Annotated in this window: 12 protein-coding genes; 6 read left to right on the top strand and 6 right to left on the bottom strand. The window is 63.7% G+C overall.

Annotated features, from left to right (window positions below; genetic code table 11):
* Positions 1 to 47: 47 nt before the first annotated feature.
* A complete protein-coding gene (locus JOE60_RS13475; protein WP_167263671.1) occupies positions 48 to 968 on the top strand; it encodes a hypothetical protein in 921 nt (306 codons plus the stop codon).
* Positions 969 to 1035: 67 nt separating this feature from the next.
* Here JOE60_RS13475 and JOE60_RS13470 read toward each other — a convergent pair whose 3' ends face one another.
* Positions 1036 to 2007, bottom strand: coding sequence for a DNA-3-methyladenine glycosylase family protein (locus JOE60_RS13470; RefSeq protein WP_167263669.1), 972 nt, complete (start codon positions 2005 to 2007; stop codon positions 1036 to 1038).
* 220 nt (positions 2008 to 2227) lie between these two features.
* Here JOE60_RS13470 and JOE60_RS13465 point away from each other — a divergent pair, with 220 nt between their 5' ends.
* Genes JOE60_RS13465 through JOE60_RS13450 form a run of 4 tightly spaced genes read left to right on the top strand, consistent with a single transcriptional unit; the run spans position 2228 to position 6801 of the window.
* Positions 2228 to 3613, top strand: coding sequence for a cystathionine beta-synthase (locus JOE60_RS13465; protein WP_167263667.1), 1386 nt, complete (start codon positions 2228 to 2230; stop codon positions 3611 to 3613).
* Positions 3614 to 3653: 40 nt separating this feature from the next.
* Positions 3654 to 4817: a cystathionine gamma-synthase gene (locus tag JOE60_RS13460; RefSeq protein WP_167263665.1), complete on the top strand. Its 1164-nt coding sequence runs from the start codon at positions 3654 to 3656 to the stop codon at positions 4815 to 4817.
* 53 nt (positions 4818 to 4870) lie between these two features.
* Positions 4871 to 5392 carry a winged helix-turn-helix transcriptional regulator gene (locus tag JOE60_RS13455; RefSeq protein WP_167263662.1) on the top strand — a complete coding sequence of 174 codons (522 nt, stop codon included), beginning with the start codon at positions 4871 to 4873 and terminating at the stop codon, positions 5390 to 5392.
* Entirely contained in the window at positions 5389 to 6801 is a 1413-nt protein-coding gene (locus tag JOE60_RS13450; protein WP_167263660.1) for an MFS transporter, read from the top strand. The genes JOE60_RS13455 and JOE60_RS13450 overlap by 4 nt, the downstream gene beginning before the upstream one ends.
* 84 nt (positions 6802 to 6885) lie before the next feature.
* On the opposite strand, the gene JOE60_RS13445 is transcribed toward JOE60_RS13450, so the two are convergent.
* The 4 genes from JOE60_RS13445 to JOE60_RS13430 are packed head-to-tail and all read right to left on the bottom strand — an operon-like array spanning position 6886 to position 13152.
* Positions 6886 to 9963, bottom strand: a complete 3078-nt coding sequence (locus tag JOE60_RS13445; protein ID WP_204814930.1) for a glycoside hydrolase family 2 TIM barrel-domain containing protein — start codon at positions 9961 to 9963, stop codon at positions 6886 to 6888.
* The gene (locus tag JOE60_RS13440; protein ID WP_167263658.1) at positions 9963 to 10877 is read right to left on the bottom strand and encodes a carbohydrate ABC transporter permease; all 915 of its coding nucleotides are present in this window, start codon (positions 10875 to 10877) and stop codon (positions 9963 to 9965) included. The genes JOE60_RS13445 and JOE60_RS13440 overlap by 1 nt, the downstream gene beginning before the upstream one ends.
* Positions 10874 to 11821, bottom strand: coding sequence for a carbohydrate ABC transporter permease (locus JOE60_RS13435; protein WP_167263656.1), 948 nt, complete (start codon positions 11819 to 11821; stop codon positions 10874 to 10876). Before JOE60_RS13435 ends, JOE60_RS13440 begins: the two co-directional genes overlap by 4 nt.
* Positions 11818 to 13152: an ABC transporter substrate-binding protein gene (locus tag JOE60_RS13430; protein WP_167263654.1), complete on the bottom strand. Its 1335-nt coding sequence runs from the start codon at positions 13150 to 13152 to the stop codon at positions 11818 to 11820. The genes JOE60_RS13435 and JOE60_RS13430 overlap by 4 nt, the downstream gene beginning before the upstream one ends.
* 142 nt (positions 13153 to 13294) lie before the next feature.
* On the opposite strand from JOE60_RS13430, the gene JOE60_RS13425 reads away from it, so the two are divergent.
* Entirely contained in the window at positions 13295 to 13906 is a 612-nt protein-coding gene (locus JOE60_RS13425) for a TetR/AcrR family transcriptional regulator (protein WP_167263652.1), read from the top strand.
* 14 nt (positions 13907 to 13920) lie between these two features.
* On the opposite strand, the gene JOE60_RS13420 is transcribed toward JOE60_RS13425, so the two are convergent.
* Positions 13921 to 15096 carry an acyl-CoA dehydrogenase family protein gene (locus tag JOE60_RS13420; protein ID WP_167263650.1) on the bottom strand — a complete coding sequence of 392 codons (1176 nt, stop codon included), beginning with the start codon at positions 15094 to 15096 and terminating at the stop codon, positions 13921 to 13923.
* Between the last annotated feature and the right edge of the window lie 2 nt (positions 15097 to 15098).

The raw sequence follows: 15098 nt of genomic DNA, 5'->3' as shown, positions 1-15098 counted from the left end.
CTGTGGATAACGCCTTGGGGGCCGCGCCTGGCCGACAGACTGTAAGCATGGTCCGTATCAATCCGCTGCCCGAGGAACTCCGGCACCGGGCCTTCACCACCTATGAATCGCGCGAGCTTGGCATTCCGGCCAAGAGACTGAGGGCGAAAGACCTGTCCGACGGCGGTCGGTTGATTCACGTGCCAACCGGAAGGTCCCTCGATGTGGTTGAACGCGCACGGGTGCTCACGGAGGCAACACCGGGAGCGTGGATTTCCCACGAAACAGCGGCAATCCTTACGGGTTTGGGGCTTCCTCCGTGGATGGGTGGCGGGAATTCGATACACCTCAGCAAACCGCACACCCTTCCCCGGGTGCGCCGTTCCGGAGTAACCGGACACCGCGTCCGTGTTCATCCGGGGGAAGTCATGGATTTGGAGGGCATTCCCGTATCCGTGCGTCCCCGGACGTGGCTGGACCTGGCCAACGTTCTTCCCCTCAAGTATGTGATTGCGATGGGCGACCAGTTGATCAGGCAGCCACGCCCGTTATTGGAGTTCCGTACGGAACCCTACGCCCACGTTTCCGGACTGCGATTGCTGATACGCCAACACCCCAATCTTCAGGGGGTCGAGAAGGCAAGGCTGGCACTTGAAGAAATGCAGGTAGGTGCTGACTCGTATCCCGAGACCTTCTTGAGGCTGGCCATGCGGGACGCAGGATTACCCGAGCCCGAACTCCAACTGCGCCTTGATCCAAACGATGACTGGTCCCCTGCCGCCGACCTTGGCTATCGCCTGTTCCGCATCGCCATCCAGTATGACGGGGCACATCACCTGACGCGGATGCAGCATTCCCGGGACATTCGGCGTGACGAAGCGTTCTTGAGCGCGGGGTGGTCGTACTTCAAAGTAAATGCAGACGATCTTGCGGAGGGCTTCACCGGGGTCATCTCAAGAATCAAGAGGGCCAAGTTGCGTGCGCCTTAGGCAACGCGGGGTCACTTACGGCCCATAAATGGCGCCAACATGGGCCTTAAGTGACCCCGCGTTGCTTTCAGTGGCCTCGGTGGTCCTGCACGGTCATCCTGGGGCCGAAGGTGGGTTTGCGGAAGCCACTGAGGTAGAGCATGCGGACCAGCCGTTGCCGGTGGCCTTCCCAGGGTTTCAGGAGTTCAATCATGCCGGCGTCGTCCGTTTTCCTGCCTGTGAGGGCGTACCCCACGTAAGCGGCCAGGTGGTAGTCGCCCACGGAGATTGAATCGGGGCATCCATGCGTCCGCTGAACCACTTCCGCCGCGGTCCAGATGCCGATGCCGGAGATGGTCTGCAGTTTCCTGCCGGCCTCCACGGAGTCCAGGGGTGCCAGGCGTTCAAGGGCGACGGCGGACTGCAGCGCCCGCATCACCGTTGCCGAACGCTGTGGTCCCACCCCGGCCTTGTGCCATTCCCAGGACGGGACGGACAACCACTGCCGGGCAGCGGGTGCTACCAGCAGCCCGGTGGGTGCTTTGCCGGGCGCCGGTGTTCCGTAGCGGTACATCAAATACCGGTAGCCACGGCGGGCCTCCAGCGAGGTGACCTTTTGCTCCAAAATGGCGGGCACCAGGGCGTCCACCATCCGTCCGGTGGACGGCAAGCGCACAGCCAGGTTCCGGCGTCGTGCTTCTGTCACCATCCGGGGGAGCGTGGCGTGGAAGGCGGGCTCGTCAAAGGCGGACCAATCGTCCTCAGCGCCCAACAAGCGGGGTACCCCTGCTGCGGCTTCTTCCGCTCCCGGTCCCCAGGCTTGGGCGTCCACAAATGAATCGGCACCGTGGCCGGCACCCGCCAGCCGCAGTGTGGCGGGGCCGGCAGCCGTCGTGAAAGCCATCCAGTAGCCGGTGGGGTGGGCAGCAAACGCAGGGTCGGAGCTCCCACGCATCAGCGGAAACATGGTCTGGTCCAGCCGGAAAGGTGCCCCCGGATACCACCGGATGGATGCGTCTGCCGCGGCCGCAACCAAGGGCGGGGCATCTGCAACAGTCATGTCTTCATGGTCCCACGGCCGGCTGACATTCTGCTGTGCGGAGCTCTGTTAGCTGACGCCGGGCAGGACTGGAACCAATCGTGTCACGCGGGCGGGACGGGCTGCACCGTGGACACCGAAGGTAATGTGCCGGGCCTGTGGCTGGCGGATGCCAACGCTGGAAGCTGAACCAGGGGAGGTTCACAACAGGTGTTGGTCCGCAAGCGGTAGCGTTGTCTCCATGAAGTACGCCCAGTCTGTGTTGGACCTGATCGGCAACACACCACTCGTCAAGCTCAACCACGTCACCGAAGGCATCAAAGCCACCCTTCTGGTGAAGCTTGAATACATCAATCCCGGCGGTTCCATCAAGGACCGGATCGCCGTGAAGATGATCGAAGACGCGGAAAAAGACGGCCGGCTGCTGCCCGGCGGAACCATCGTCGAGCCAACGTCCGGCAACACCGGTGTGGGCCTGGCATTGGTCGCCCAGCAGAAGGGCTACAAGTGCGTCTTCGTTGTCCCTGACAAAGTGGGCGAGGACAAGCGGTCAGTACTGAAGGCCTACGGCGCCGAGGTAGTGGTGACCCCCACCGCAGTGCCCCCTGACAGCCCGCAAAGCTACTACGGAGTGTCCGACCGCCTGGTCAAGGAGATTCCCGGAGCGTTCAAACCTGACCAGTTCTCCAACCCGGCGGCGCCCGCCAGCCACTACGAGTCCACCGGTCCGGAAATCTGGAACGACACCGACGGGAAAGTCACCCACGTGGTGATAGGCGCCGGCACCGGCGGAACCATCACCGGCACGGGCCGCTTCCTCCGCGACGTGTCCGCCAACCGGGCGGAGGCCGACGGCGGCCGGGTCAGGATCATCGGCGCAGATCCGAAAGGCTCTGTCTACTCCGGCGGAACCGGACGTCCCTACTTTGTTGAGGGCGTTGGCGAGGACATGTGGCCAGGCAACTACGACGCCTCCGTGCCGGACGACGTCATTGCTGTCACGGACGCCGATTCCTTCTCCATGACCCGACGGCTTGCCCGCGAGGAAGGCCTCTTGGTGGGCGGTTCCTCCGGTATGGCCGTTGTGGCAGCCCTGCAGGCGGCCAAGGACCTGGACGAGTCCGCAGTGATGGTGGTGGTCCTGCCGGACTCGGGCCGCGGCTACCTGGGGAAGATCTTCAACGATCAGTGGATGCGTTCCTATGGCTTCCTGTCAGGCGGCGAAGAGGCGTCCGTGGGTGAAGTCCTCAAATCCAAGACGGGTGAAATGCCGGACCTGGTCCACATCCACCCGAATGAAACCGTGCGCGATGTCATCAACATCATGAACGAGTTCGGGGTCTCCCACATCCCTGTACTCTCGCAGGAACCCCCGGTGGTGATGGGCGAGGTCCTGGGCGCAGTGGACGAGCGCAGCCTCACCACCAAACTGTTCCGCGGCGAAGCCACGCTGGCGGACAAGATCTCCGAACACATGGGCGAACGCCTGCCCGTGATCGGCTCCCTGGAGACCCTCTCCGACGCCCGGGAGCTGCTGTCCGACGTCGATACCCTGATGGTGACCTTCGCCGGAGCCCCCGTGGGAATCCTGACCCGACACGACCTCCTGGCCTACCTGAGCAACTGAGCCTCCAAATCCGCAGACCAACCTACACAAAGGAGCTTCCATGCCTGCCAACAACAACGCCGGGTTCAACACCCGTGCAGTCCACGCCGGCCAAGCTTTCGAGCCGCGGACCGGAGCTGTTGTCCCGCCGCTTCACTTCAGCACCACCTACGCGCAGGACGGCATTGGTGGGCTCCGGTCCGGCTACGAGTACGGGCGCGGCGGAAACCCCACGCGCGATGCCCTGCAGGAGCAGCTGGCAGCCCTGGAAGGTGGCACCGCAGCATTCTCCTTCGGCTCGGGATTGGCCGCTGAAGACTCACTGATCCGTGCCGTTACCCGGCCGGGAGACCACATTGTGCTGGGCAACGACGCCTACGGTGGAACGTACCGTTTGATCGACCGCGTGCTGGGTGACTGGGGCATCGGCAACACCCCTGTGGACATGGCCGACTTGGACGCAGTTGCCGCCGCCGTTGCCGCGAACAAGACCCGCCTGGTGTGGGTGGAGACACCGTCCAACCCAATGATGAAAATCACCGACATCGAGGCGCTCGCCGCCGTTGCGCACGACGCCGGTGCCCTCCTGGTGGTGGACAACACTTTCGCGTCGCCCTACTTGCAGACACCGCTGGCCCTGGGTGCCGACGTCGTGGTCCACTCCACGACGAAGTACATTGGCGGACACTCGGACGTGGTGGGCGGTGCGATCGTGGTAAAGGATGCAGAGCTCGCCGAAAAGATCGGCTTTATCCAGTTCGCCGTGGGTGCCGTTTCCGGTCCCATGGATGCTTTCCTGACCACTCGTGGCCTCAAGACCCTTGGCGTCCGCATGGACCGCCACAGCGAGAACGGACAGGCCGTTGCAGAGTGGCTGCTGCAGCGTCCCGAGGTGGAAGCAGTCCTCTACCCGGGACTTCCGGACCACCCCGGGCACGGACTTGCTGCCAAGCAGATGAAGAAATTCGGCGGCATGGTGTCCGTCCAGTTCAAGGGTGGCGAGGCAGCAGCCCGCACAGTGGCGGAGTCCACATCCGTGTTCACGCTGGCCGAATCCCTGGGTGGCATTGAATCGCTGATGAACTACCCGTCGGAAATGACCCATGCCTCGGTCAAAGGCACCGAACTGGCCGTGCCGGTGAACCTCCTCCGGCTCTCCTGCGGCATTGAGGACGCCGAAGACCTGATCGCCGACCTGGAGCAGGCGTTCGCCAAAATCGGCTAAAGGGGCAGCCCCAGGGTCTGGCTTTTTTGAAAAAAGTCAGCTAGTTTCACTCCATGCCTCTTCGATCTGACTGGTCTGCCCGTTCCTGCAGCCTCGCCCGCGGCCTGGACGTCCTGGGTGACCCCTGGGGCACCTTGGTGCTGCGGGAACTCTTCTTCGGCAATGGTCGCTTCGATGCCATCAAGCAGCGCCTTGAGGTGGCAGACAACGTCCTCAGCAAGCGCTTGGGATGGCTGGTTGACGCGGGGTTGGTTGCCCGGCGTTCCTACGTGGACGGCTCACGGACGCGCCAGGAATACGTCCTCACTCCCAAGGGGGAGGACACGTTGCCTGTTCTCAACGCCATCATCATCTGGGCAGAGAAGCATGCTGAGGCTCCCGACGACGCTTCGCATATGCGCGTGATCCACACTGGATGTGGCCGGACAACGTCCTCTGCCGATACCTGCAGGCACTGCGGTGCGGCGCTGAATGCCGCGAATACCAGTTGGCATAGCGGCAAACGCAGTGGGCAGCCGGTTCGCCTGGCTGTAGCTCCCGTTGGCAGCGGCAGTGAAGCGGAAATCTCCGCATGAGTGCTCCCGACGTCACCGGGGCGCCTGCTGCCAGTGATGGCCCGCCTCCTGGTCCCCGTCCAGCGGGATCCAGGCGTCCAGCGGGGTCCAAGCGCCGCCTCCATCCCGCGTGGATCGTGGCTGCCGTAGCATTCCTGGCCTTGGTGGGCGCGGCGGGCTTCCGTGCCGCGCCGGGTGTCCTCATGGTTCCGCTGCAGCAGGAATTCGGCTGGTCCACCACGGTGTTGTCCTTGGCCGTCAGCATCAACCTGGTGCTGTTCGGCCTGACCGCCCCCTTTGCTGCGGCCCTGATGGAACGCTTCGGCATCCGGACGGTTACCTCGCTGGCGTTGTGCCTGATTGGCCTGGGCTCGGCCCTCACGGTGTTGGTCAACCAGTCGTGGCAGATCCTGTTGACCTGGGGTGTGCTGATCGGTCTGGGTACCGGCTCCATGGCCCTGGTTTTCGCCGCCACGATCGCCAACACGTGGTTCGCCAAGAGTCGCGGCCTGGTGATCGGCATCCTGACAGCGGGCAGCGCCGCCGGGCAGTTGGTGTTCCTCCCGTTCATCGCCGCGCTGGCACAGGACCCCGGATGGCGTGGGGCTTCACTGCTGATCGCGGCCGGTGCGTTGGCCGTTGTACCGCTGGTACTGAGGTGGCTGCGGAACTCGCCCGCCGACGTCGGGGCCTTGCCTTATGGTGCGGAAGTCGCCGACGCCGGGACGCCCACGGCTGGAACTCCTGCTGCCGTTACGGCCTCTGCGCCTCCGGTGGCGGTTCCCGTAACGAACGATTCCAGCAATGCCGCAGTCCGGGCGTTGCAGGTGCTCAAACGCGCCAGCAGGGTCCGCACTTTTTGGGCCTTGGCGGCCGGTTTCGCGATTTGCGGGGCCACAACCAACGGCTTGATCGGGACCCACTTCATACCCTCAGCACACGATCACGGCATGCCCGAAACCACAGCGGCAGGCCTGCTGGCCGTCGTCGGAATTTTCGACATCGTGGGAACCATCGCCTCGGGCTGGTTGACTGACCGCTTCAATCCCAAGGTGCTGCTGGCCGTCTACTACCAATTCCGCGGGATCGGGCTATTGGTATTGCCGATGCTGCTGGATTCATCGGTGCAACCCAGCATGATCATTTTTGTGGTGGTGTACGGGCTGGACTGGGTTGCCACCGTCCCGCCCACAGCCGCGATTTGCCGTTCGGTGTTCGGCGCCGACGGCTCCGTGGTGTTCGGGTGGGTGTTTGCCGCCCACCAACTGGGTGCTGCCGCGGCAGCACTCGCTGCAGGTTTCATCCGCGATTCGACGGGCCACTACAACTACGCCTGGCTTGGGGCCGCCGCCATGTGCACGGTGGCCGCCGTCATCAGCGCCACCATCCGCAAGGACTCAGCCAAGAAGGAACCCGTGGCGGTCACCTGACGTTGTGGTCCAGTACGTTGCGGGGCCTGCTCTGCATGCCATTTGCGCAACAAAGCATGCAGAGTGGGCCCCACAACGAAGGTTTTAGTCCGCTTCAGTGAACCGGAACGTCATGGTCCGGGCGTCGGGACGCAAGGCGTACTGCGGCCAGACGTCCGGCCCGCAGGCCCTGGACCCCAAACCATGCTGGGCGGCGTCCAGGTACAAATAGCTGCCGCGGCTTGTTGGCAACTCATGCGGATGCGCCGCTCCTGAGACCTCCTGTGCACTGTGCCGCGTGAGGGTGAACCCCGGCAGCCTGTCCCGGGAGTCCGGGATGGCCGTGATCTCCAGCCAAGGATTCCCGGAGTTGCCCAGTTCCAGCGAGCGGACGTTGCTGCGGTGCCCGGTTTCCTGCGGCTTCGCGTACGTCACGGCGAGATCGTCGATTCCCGCTGAGAAGCGTCCCACCTGGGTGGCATGCATGCTGTCCGGGTAGGACTCACGCGGACCTGCTCCAAACCAGGAAGCACCGTCCACAGATGCCGGCAGGTCAAAGCGGACACCTACGCGGGGCCAGATGATGTCCCATCCGGCGCTGGGCACAATGTCCACGCGCAGGAAGAGCTCGCCATCCAGCAGTTGCCAGTCCTCCTCCACAGTGACCCAGTGGGCGACGTCGGCCGCAGCGTAGCGTGTACGGACGGAGACGCCCGATCCGCTGGCCGAGACCTTCTCCACCCGGGCCGTCAACCTGTTCAACCCGGCATCGCGCCACACCTTTTCCAGGGAAGGTGCAGCAACGCCGTCGCCGTTGTTCAACCACGGATCGGCGAGGTCGTAGCTGCCGCGCCCCGCGCCACAATCGTTGTCCGTGGGTGCGCGCCACAGTTCCAGCCGCGGGCCGGACACCGGGAGGCCTGCCAGGGAAACCAAGCGGCCCTCCTCAAACCGTGCCTGGCCCAATGCCACGTCGCCTTCCACGTGCCCGGCTGCCCGCATCACGGAGGACAACGGGCGGGGTGCCACCACGGAGTGCCGGCCATTGTTCAGGTCCAGCTGCGCGAACGAGATGACATGGCCCGCCTCAGCCCAGGCCGTGTCCTTGCGCAGGACCGCTTCCACAGTGAGCCAGTGCTCGCCTGCTGCGTCCCCCGCTTCAAGGTCCGGCAGTTCAATCGTTGTGGAGGCACCAGCCGCCAGCGGTACACCTGCGGAAGAGTCGACGTCGAGCTCACCGGACGCGGTTACCTCGCCGTCCACTTCGGTGCGCCAGCGCAGGACGACGTCGGACGCATCAGCCGTGTGCCGCAGGTTGGCAACGGAGACGGAACGGCGGGTGCCGTCGTCGTGCGTTTCCGTGCTGAAGCCCAAGCGGAGGGGAGCGACGATCTGCTTGTACTCGAAGAGTCCTGGGCTGGGGGTGGAATCGGAAAGGACCATGCCGTCCATCACGAAGTTGCCGTCGTGGACCACTTCGCCGAAGTCCCCGCCGTAGGCAAAGAACTCCTTGCCGTTGGCGTCCGTGGTGCGGATGCCGTGGTCCCGCCACTCCCACACAAAGCCGCCGTGCAGCCTCGGGTAGCGGTCCACCAGGTCCTCGTACTGGTCGATTGCGCCGGGTCCGTTGCCCATGGCATGGACGTATTCGCAGAGGATGAACGGTTTGGTCCGCTGGCGTGCGGACTCCGATGCGGAGCACCCCAAAAGCAACGAGCCGGAGTCGTCCCGGCCGATCGCTTCGGTTTCCGGCACGGAGGAGTACATCCGGGAATACACGTCTGTATAGGCGCCGGTGTAGTCGCCTTCGTAGTGGACGGGGCGGCCAGTGTCCCGGGCGTGCGTCCATGCGGACATCGCAGCCAGGTTGGAGCCGCTGCCCGACTCGTTGCCCAGGGACCACATGACGATCGAGGGGTGGTTCTTGTCCCGCTCCACGGTCCGTTCCATGCGGTCCAGGTACGCTTCACGCCACGCGGGATCATCGCTGGGGTTACCCACCCAGCCGTGCCGTTCAAAGCCGTGGGTTTCAAGATCGCATTCGAGGATCACCCAGAAGCCCAGCTCGTCCGCGATGTCCAACAGGCGGGGATGCGGCGGGTAGTGGCTGGTGCGGATGGCGTTGACGTTGAACTTCTTCATCAACGCAAGGTCCTGGCGGGCAAAGTCCTCGTCAAACACGCGGCCGCGGTCAGGGTGGGTCTCATGCCTGTTGACGCCATGGAACACCACGCGCTTGCCGTTCACCAGGAACCGGTCGCCCTTGATCTCCACGGTCCGGAATCCCAGGCGCAGCGAAATGGTTTCCCCATCGCTGGACACGGTGGCGTTGTAGAGGCGCGGAACCTCTGCGGACCAGGGCTCGACGGCGGCGATCGCCACCGGGGCTACCTCGGCAGGAGAGTTCCAGACGACGTCGACGTCCAGCTCGGGTACGGACAGCCGCACCGGGTAGGCGGCGTTGTCAGCCGTGATTTCGGGATCGATGACGCCGGAGTTGTTGGCGTAGGACGTCCGCAACCAGGCGTCGTCGATGCCCTTGGCAGGGCGGGCCTGCAGCGTGACGTCGCGGAAGATGCCCGGCATCCACCACTGGTCCTGATCCTCCACGTAGCTGGAGGCCGACCATTGGTGGACCCGCACAGCCAGAACGTTCTGTCCGGGGCGTGCTGCCTTGGTGACGTCGAATTCCTGGACCAGCCGGCTGCCGGTACCCACACCGATTTCGCTGCCGTTGAGCCAGACCTTGTAACGGGATTCGACGCCGTCGAACCTCAGGACCAGGCGTTCGGCGTCCTTCCATTCAGCAGGCAGCTCGAAGCTTCGGCGGTAATCGCCGGTGGGGTTCTCATCCGGAACATGGGGTGCATCGGTGGGGAAGGGAAACTGGACGTTGGTGTAGATGGGCCGGCCGTAGCGGCCATCGCCTTCCAGGACCCAGTGGGCGGGAACCGGGATCTGGTCCCATCCCGAATCATCCAGATCTTCCGTGCCCACGCCTTCAGTGGGCTCGCCCGCGGGGAGGACACCCCGGCCTCCGGGTGTGCCCGGAGCTCCCGGGAGCAGGCGGAAACGCCACGTCCCATTCAGGGACAGGGTGGGAGCATCTGTGTGCAGCCAGGAGCGGGCAGGGAGTCTTGCGCCTGATCCCGGGCCGGCATCCGTGATGTAGCTGGTGGTCATTACTTAACGGCTCCTTCAGTCAATCCACCGCGCCAGAAGCGCTGCAGGACAACCATGGCGATGCTGAGCGGAATGATGGACAGCAGCACACCGCCAGTGGTCAATTCATAGAATTCGGGCAAACGGTCAACCTGGCTGAGCCAGTTGTTCAACCCGAGCGTGATGGGATACAGCTCGGAATCGGACAGCATGACCAAAGGCAGGAAGTAGTTGTTCCAGATACCAACCAGTTGGAACAGGAACACGGTCACCAGCGCGGGGGTGAGTACTTTGAGCCCAATGGTGTGGAAGATGCGGAGCTCGCCCGCGCCGTCGATCCGTGCGGCCTCAATCAGCGAGGTATCCACGGTGGCCTGCGCGTAGATCCGGCAAAGGAACAGCCCGAACGGGGAAACCAGGGAGGGCAGCAGGACGCTCCAGTAGGTGTTGGCAAGGCCCATCTGGCTGAACAGCAGGAAAAGCGGCAGGGCAGTGGCGGTACCTGGAACCAGCACGCCGCCCAGGATGGTGCCGAACACCAGGTTGCGTCCCTTGAACTGGTACTTTGCCAAGGCATAGCCGCCAGCCGCCGCGAAGTATGTGGCCAGGAGCGCGCCGACGCCGGCGTAGATCGCGGAGTTCAGGAACCAACGGCCGAAGATGCCGTTGTCGTAGCTCAGGACGCGGCTGATGTTCTCCCACAAGGAGAACGTGGGGGCGAACCAGAAGCCATTCGTGGAGAAAAGATCCGACGTGGACTTGGTGGAGGCCACGAGGACCCAATACACGGGAATCAGGAAGTAGAGGGCAACCACCACCAGAAGTGCGGTGACGATGATGGTGGAGGACCGGCGTCGTCCGGCTGAGCGGTCCGGACCTGCGGACGGCTTGCTGCGCACCGGTGCGGTGGGCTGCTTGGTGGCTGTAGTGGTCATGATGACTTCCTGTTCGTAAGCGCCAGGAAGGCGAAGGAAAGGGCGAAGGCGGCCACGGCGATGATGACCGATTGGGCTGCAGCAACGTTGTAGTCGTTGTAGGCGAAGGCCGTGGTGTAGGCGCTGAGGTTGGGTGTGTACTGGCTGTCGATGGCCGGAGCAACGGTCTTGAGGACCTGCGCTTCAGCGAACAGTTGCAGCGTTCCGATGATGGAGAACACCGTGGTGAGCATCAGCGCCGGGCGGATCAGGGGGAGCTGGATGCTCCGGGCAACGCGCCATGTGGAAGCACCGTCCACTTTGGCTGCCTCGTAGAGTTCAACCGGTATGGCTTTGAGCTGCGCCACGATGATCAACATGTTGTAGCCGGTGTAGCTCCACGTGACGATGTTGGCAATGGACCACAGGACACTGTTGGCGCCCAGGAAATCGGGAGTCAGGCCCACGATCTTGGCTGCGTCAAAGAGCGGGCTGAGCCCTGGCACGTACAGGAAGGACCACAGAATGGTGGCGATCACGCCGGGAACGCCGTAGGGCAGGAAGTAAGCGGCGCGGAAAAAGCCGGGCCACTTGGCAGAGGCTGATTCCAGCATCAGCGCCAGCACCGTGCACAGGACAATCATCACCGGGACCTGGACGATGCCAAAGAGCAGCATCCGGCCGATGGAGGCCACAAAACTGCCATCCGCCAGGGCCTGGGCGTAGTTGCTGAAACCTGCAAACTCACTGGTCACACCGGCTTCGCCAAAGAGCCCGCTCCGGGTCACCTTGGTGAAACTGGAAACAATGGCCACCACAATGGGCAGCAGGAACGTGAGGACAAAGAGAGCCAGGAACGGGGCCAGCAGGAGCCACGGAGCGCGTGCGGCAGCACCCGTCCGCTTACTGCTGCGGGAGGTCGCGGCCGTGCGCTTCCCAGCGGGTGCTGTTGGTGTGGTGGTCATGCCGTTTCCTTCCGGATGGTGAGGCCCTTGTTCTTGAAAACGGTGATGATCTGCTGTTCCGAGGCAGCAATCGAGTCCACCAGGGATGTCCCAAAAGCCTTCTTGCGGAAACCGTCGCTGAGGATGTTGAAGGACTGCTGTGTTACCGGCCACCAGGACCACTCAGTGTTCTGCTGCTTCGTGGCCTTCACAAAGACTTCCTCGTTGTAGCGTTGGCCGCCGAAGAAGGCAGAGGGCTGTTGCCGGTCTGTTCCGATGAATTCAGGATTAGGTGACCAACCGATGCCGCTGTTCTTGATCTCGGCGTCGATTCCCTCTTTTGACGTGGTGAGCCAGACAGCAAACTCCAAGGCTTCCTTGGGGTGCTTGCTGTTGGCGAGCACTGCGGCCGTTGAACCGCCCAGGTAGCTGGACCCGAATCCGGTGTTCCCCCACGTGGGCATGGGAGCCACGCGCCACTTGCCTTCGGAGCCGCTGACACCCTCAATGAGGGCATCACCCCAACTGCCGGTGACGGTGGAGGCGATGCCGCCCTTGCCCGCTGCAGCAAACCAAGCCGGCGTGAAAGCACCATAGGCGGTGGTGACGAGGTCGTCGTCGATCGCTTTGTCGAAGAAGCGCGCGGTGTTGAGCGTGGCGTCGTCCGTCATGTTGATGACCCAGCCGTCCTCTTCCGGGCGGAGCCAAGTGGCGCCGGCCTGCCCTGCGAAGGACGCGAAAGGGGAGGCGTCGCTGATGGGGAAGCAATCCAGATAGGTATCCACGGAGCGGAGCTCCTTGGCCAGGACGGCCCAGTCATCCCACGTGCGCGGGGTGGTGCCACCCACTTTCTTCAGGATTTCCGGCTGGTAGAACATGGCCATGGGGCCTGAGTCCTGTGGCAGTCCGTAGACGCCGCCGGTGTAACTGACCTGCTTCCACAGCGTGGGGTCGTACAAGTGGGCGTGCTCGTTGGCGCCGTAGCGGGACACGTCCACCAGACCGTTCACCAGTAGGAATTCGGGAAGGGACCGCAGTTCCACCTGAGCCAGGTCGGGGCCGCCACCAGCGGCAAGAGCCGAGTAGAGCTTCTGGTAGCCACCGGCATTACCGCCGGGAATCCACACAACATCCACCTGGATGTTGGGGTTCTGCGCGTTCCAGATATCGGCAACGTTCTGGAAATCCTTCAACCACGCCCAGTAGGTCAGCCGCACGGGCTCGCCGGCGGTGGCAATGGTGGGGGCGCTGTTGACGGACTGCATCCCGGGAGTCGCGCAACCGGCCAGCAGCCCCATGGCTGCCGTACCCAGTCCTGCGCCCAGGAGTTGTCTTCGCGTGAATGGGGTCATGAACCTTCACCTCTTCGTGTCAGATGCCGGCGCGCATGGATTCTGGGTCCATTCCACCGGGGTGTGACTACGGTAACAGAAAATTCGAGTGCCTACTCGAATTTGAGATATCACCTCCGACCCGCATGTACACTGTCTAGCCATGACCACAAAGGACGTGGGCCGCTCAGCGCGGCGTGGCCCCTACGCAAAATCCGAGGAACGGCGCCGGACCATCATGGACGCCGCCCACGCAGTCTTTGCGGCGCGCGGTTACAGGGGTGGATCACTGCAGGATGTGGCGGACCGTGCGGGCATGAGCCAGACAAGCCTGCTGCACTACTTTCCCTCCAAGCGCGATCTCCTCATGGCAGTCCTGGAGCGCCGCGACGAGATCACCAGCGGCGCTTTTCCTGACGACATGGAGGAGGGCCTGGCGGACTCGGTGGTCCGCACAGCCCTCTACAACGAGGACATCCCTGGAGTGATCGAGCTCTACACGGTGCTGTGCGCGGAATCCGTCACGGACCAGCACCCGGGGAGGGATTACTTCACCGCGCGTTTTGAAAGGTTGCGCTCCAGCTATGCCACGCGTTTCGAGGAGTTGGCCACCGAGGGCAGGCTCCGCCCGGGCGTGGACCCCCGGGAAGCCGCGGCATCGTTGGTAGCCCTGTGGGACGGGCTGCAGACGCAATGGCTGCTGGCCCCCGACGACGTTGATGTCGCCAAAGGCCTCAGGGGATTCTTCAACTTGGTGATCACGCCGGACCCCTGACCCAACTGGATGCGCTAGCCGCGGAACGCACCCAGGCCAGTGATGTGCTGGCCCAGAATCAGGGTGTGAACCTCGTCCGTGCCCTCATAGGTCCGCACGGATTCCAGGTTGTTGGCGTGCCGCATGGGGGAGTAGTCCAACGTGATTCCGTTCCCGCCCAGGATGCTCCGGGCTTCGCGGGCAATCTTGATGGCCTCGCGTACATTGTTCAGCTTGCCCAGGGAGATCTGTTCGGGTCGCAACCGGCCGGCATCCTTCAACCTGCCCAGATGGAGTGCCAGCATGGTGCCCTTCTGGATGTCCAGCAGCATGTTGACCAGCTTCTCCTGCGTCAACTGGTAGCCGGCCAGGGGCCTGCCGAACTGCAGGCGCCCGGCGGCGTAGTCCAAGGCGGCTTCGTAAGAATCCCGGGCCGCGCCCATGGCGCCCCACGCGATGCCGTACCGGGCTTCATTCAAACAGGTGAACGGCCCCCTCAGCCCCGCAGCCAACGGAAGGAGTGCCTCCTTACCCAGCCTCACGCCGTCGAACGTTACATCGCATTGAATGGAGGCCCGCATGCTGAGCTTCGGTTCTATGGCTGTGGCCGTAACGCCCGGAGTTCCGGCGGGAACCAGGAACCCGCGGATGCCGTCTTCAGTGTTCGCCCACACCACCATGACATCGGCTATGGACGCCAGCCCTATCCACCGCTTGGCACCATCGAGGACCCAGCCGTCCCCGGTGTCCCGGGCAAAAGTAGTCATGGACGACGGATCAGAGCCCGCAGTGGGCTCCGTCAAGGCGAAACAGCCGATCAATTCCCCGGCGGCCATTCGAGGCAGCCACTGCTCTTTCTGCTCCTCCGAGCCCCATTTATGGATGGCCGTCATGGCAAGTGACCCCTGCACCGAAACGAACGTGCGGATCCCGGAATCGCCCGCCTCCAGCTCCATGGCCGCAAGGCCATATTCGACGGCGGTCCGGCCGGGGCAGCCGTAACCCTCCAGATGCATGCCCAGGACACCAAGCTCCCCGAGTTCCGTGGCGATCCCGCGGGGGAACACAGCATCCTCGTACCAGCGTGCGATGTTGGGGCGGATCCGTTGCGCGGTGAAGTCGCGGACCTGCTCGCGAAGGGCCAGCTCCTCCGCCGTCAGCAGGGAATCGAGGGCAAGGACGTCGGAGGTGTTCGTCGTTGAATCGCTCATTC

The sequence above is a fragment of the Paenarthrobacter ilicis genome (genome assembly GCF_016907545.1).
GTDB classification, from domain to species: Bacteria; Actinomycetota; Actinomycetes; order Actinomycetales; family Micrococcaceae; genus Arthrobacter; species Arthrobacter ilicis.
This window is presented reverse-complemented; position numbering and strand designations above follow the sequence as displayed.